The organism is uncultured Veillonella sp., assembly GCF_905209685.1.
Taxonomy (GTDB): domain Bacteria; phylum Bacillota; class Negativicutes; order Veillonellales; family Veillonellaceae; genus Veillonella.
Genome location: NZ_CAJLUB010000178.1, coordinates 1 through 2,565 on the forward strand (window position 1 = coordinate 1; position 2,565 = coordinate 2,565).

Here is a 2,565-nt window from a genome sequence, read left to right on the forward strand (position 1 = left end):
ATTGTTGGTCTGCCACAATCTCACCTCATTTTACTAACACTGATTACAATTCATCGTATTATTATAGCATTTTTAAGGGCTAAAGGCTAATTTTATAGGTACTGTATTTTTGTGAAAGCCACTTTCACCTGCGCCTGCAATCAAAGAACTGTATTATTTAGCGTGCATGACGTATCATATCTTCCAAGATCTTAACAAAGTCTCGTTCTACAGCTGAAGTATCCTTACCTGTACTACCAATGCCTGTTAGCATGGTTTCTTTCCAATCATTTTTTGCCATAAATCGAAAGGAGATCAAATACTTAGCTTTTGTTTTGTCCGCTTCTCCTTTTGGTAAATAATAAAAGCCTACGCTTCTATCAGAACGAGGGTGCAATAACGCTGGGTTGTCTTGCGGTTTATACTGGCTATATATGAATTTCATAAAGGTTAGAACATCTTCACCCTTTACAGACTTATCTACAAAGATAATCTCATCGGACCTGAATAGGGGTATCTTATTAGTGCCAGCGACACGTGTCGCTTTAGATTTAGCTAGTTCCAAACCTTCCTCATGAGTAGCCATCCGCATGCCATATTGCTTAGCACGCTCCACCAAAGAAGAGTTCAAATGAACTAGATACGCCTGTGAATACGCAAAATCCGCATCATTTTTTCGCTCGCCACCAGGGGCCGGCAATGTTGGCCACTTGACTACAGAATTTGTAGTAAAGGAAATACCATTACTTTCATCATAAAAAACATACACATTTCGCTGGAAGGGTTTCTCCTTCTCCACTACCGCTGATTGTAAAACTAGGCGAGGATGCACAACCGCAAACTCCTTCTCCACGATAGCCTTGATATCCTCTGGCGTGGCAGGATCACCATTTTCCGTAGTCCAAATGAAAGAGCACCCACTCAACACAACGCTACAAATACACACCAAAACCAACAACACAAACCTAACAAATAAAGGCATACACAACTACACCTCTCTCTCCATTTAGTAGCTTTAGAATGAATATGCTGGTATGACTATAGATAGGATTAGATTATTATTGATGGGACATCTTTATAGCTAGTGTTTTAAAAAGTGCTATTACCTATTGATAAGTGACTTAGGTCACTATGGAGCGAAGAGATAGGTGATAGCACTTTTTAACTAATTAAGCATATAGTTCTCGGGCCCCATCAATAATAATTACCTATAAATTAGTTCATCTAGCATATTCATTCTATAATGCTCCACTACATCCATAAACCCCTTATTATGTATCGGATTTTCCGTCATCCCAAATAGGTGGCTTTTACAGTCACAGTCAGAGGATCCAAATTTAGGCACGTCCCATTCGGCAACGCCACGGACCGCATCAGCGAGAGCACATTCCGCATCATCTAGGCTAGTTCGAATCGGCAGGCCTGCTATCATTTCGCAGTGACCGCGGAAGTAGTCTAGATGCCAGTGCATTTTCTTCCGTTTTCGTTTATGGCGCTCAATGCGTTTCGTTAAATTCGCCTTCGCAGAGCCTACGTACATATAGTAACCCGCCTTGAAATGCATCATCCCTTTAGAACCGACCTCAAGGTCTAAATCATGGTCGAGATGCATGACCATCACGTACACGCCGCTATCGTGAGCCTCTGTGTCGAGGATGCTACTCGGATAGGAACATTCATGAGTTACAGTAGGCATGGTGAAAGTCTCATCCCACGCCACAGCAACGGCTTTCCAGTCTAAAGAAGGGGCTACCTCTTTAAAGGTTTTAGCAAACTCTAAATCTGTATGGTAGTCTGGCAAGAACCACTGTGCTTTGTCCCATTGTACGAGGAATAAAACCCCTGTGTGGTAGCCTTCGTTTTGCAATTCTTTTAAATGTAATAAATGCTTGCGCCCTCGCTCCGTAATGGCATCAGGGAACATGGCACCAGTCTTGGAGAATAGCGTACAAGACTTAACCTCTAACAAGAACTCATGGCCTTTATCATTGGTGAGAAGCAAGTCAAAACGTGATGATGTGCCATGTAACTTAACCGTATACTCCCGTCTTACAACGCGCCACTCCTCCCAGCCAGGAATGAGTTTATTTTCGATCAAATGCTGCGCTACATCATTGCTGTAGTTTGTATCGAGCATAATCACTACGCCATCGCGCTCGATGCCTACCACGCGATATTTCGTTTTTGCATCAGGTTTATCGTGAGGCACGATGTACATCGTTACACCGGTGAACAAGAGCTCCCACATGCGACCAGGATTTGGCAAATGAGCGAGCACACTTTCACCATTCAAATCTAAGGTCACCACAAAACGGTTCGGGCGACCTGTATATTTCGCTTTTAAAATTGTATCGTAAAGGACTTTCATTGGTACTCCTACATCAAGAATATTCTATGTATCTATTATACGCTATTTTGTTACAGGATGAGAGTCCTATGGATTGTGCTTTGAAAGTTCTTACAAATTGCATGATGAAAGACCTAAGAACAGCATAAGAAGTAACACCTTAAATTTTTACAAAATCTGAATTAATAATTCACCACAGTTACAGGATCATTGTTACGGTATTTGCGATTACTACGTTG

General features: G+C 41.8%; 2 protein-coding genes. Both read right to left on the reverse strand.

Annotation, left to right across the window (positions count from 1 at the left end):
• Positions 1–157: 157 nt before the first annotated feature.
• The gene (locus tag QZ055_RS09110) at positions 158–961 is read right to left on the reverse strand and encodes a hypothetical protein (RefSeq protein ID WP_295826391.1); all 804 of its coding nucleotides are present in this window, start codon (positions 959–961) and stop codon (positions 158–160) included.
• A 222-nt stretch (positions 962–1,183) separates the two neighbouring features.
• Positions 1,184–2,347, reverse strand: a complete 1,164-nt coding sequence (sfsA, locus tag QZ055_RS09115) for a DNA/RNA nuclease SfsA (protein ID WP_295826396.1) — start codon at positions 2,345–2,347, stop codon at positions 1,184–1,186.
• Positions 2,348–2,565 lie beyond the last annotated feature (218 nt).